The 1,036-nt window shown below is 45.0% G+C and carries 1 protein-coding gene; it reads right to left on the minus strand.

From position 1 onward, the window contains the following. Positions 1 to 72 precede the first annotated feature (72 nt). On the minus strand, positions 73 to 1,036 hold a 964-nt coding region (locus tag F6K53_RS45285; RefSeq protein WP_293087737.1), incomplete at its 5' end, for a hypothetical protein.

Genomic DNA, 1,036 nt, shown 5'->3' on the forward strand with positions numbered 1-1,036 from the left:
GGGCCGTATGCGATGAAAATCGCACGTACGGTTGTTGAGGTGAGGTGCCCCGGATAATACAGGGCATCGACTCTAACATTGTCTCTCATCATCGGTGATATCTTTTACACAGAACGTACCCAGGCGATTTCCAATATCTGCTTCCTTTTGATAACGACATTCTACCGGGTTTAGTGCTTCCTCGCAGTCTTCCATCGCTCTTTCGTACTGCTTTCTCATTTCTTCAAGGACTTTTTTTCGTGTACACCAAACTTCTCTCCTCTCGGCTTTTCCTTGCTCATCTTTGTGCAACCAGTGATTACTCATCTCAATGAAAAGCTCTATGACATCCTCTAGGTGACCGATTACATTATCGAATGGGGCTATGCGATTCACCCAATTCATAAAGTTCGTCTCTTGTTTGGGGAGTAAATAGTAATTCTTTATCAACCCATCCGTTTTAGCTTTTATATCTGGGTCTAACACGTACACGAAGCCTCTCTTGTTTGCCGCCGCAAATAATTTGTGATAGTGCGCTCCATCTTCCCCACCAGCTTTTCTACTGCTATGTGCCACAAGCCCACCGTACGTCACATATACAGCTATCTCCTCTTCCTTCTTCGGACAGTTTATCCAGTTGTTATGAAACTCGCTCGGCAACTGGCAGATTTCATTCCTATCAATCTCTCCATACAGCGCATATCCATGGCAATTACCATATCCCAACTTTTCCTCTGCTGGGCAATCACCTACATATCTTTCCTCGCCACCCTCTTCTATGTGGTAGTATTTTCCTTCCTCTTTTTTATAGTTTTGCGGTAGGTTCATGTGGTCTATCTCCTCTTTTTGCTTCCATCGTATTGAATTCGGTGGCAATGCGCAACGCTTCGGTTTCTCGTTCCGCTTTCGTAAGGAGCACAAATCAACGATGGGTAAAGTCAAAGCCGATGGCGGATGAATCTCCTGAATGGGTTGCCCGTTGACGACTCTAAAAGTGGTTCGCAGAATTTCGTGACGGCGGATGAGTTCTGTCAAACTATTTGATAATGCCTGGACA

The organism is Moorena sp. SIO4A1 (assembly GCF_010672065.1).
Lineage (GTDB): Bacteria > Cyanobacteriota > Cyanobacteriia > Cyanobacteriales > Coleofasciculaceae > Moorena.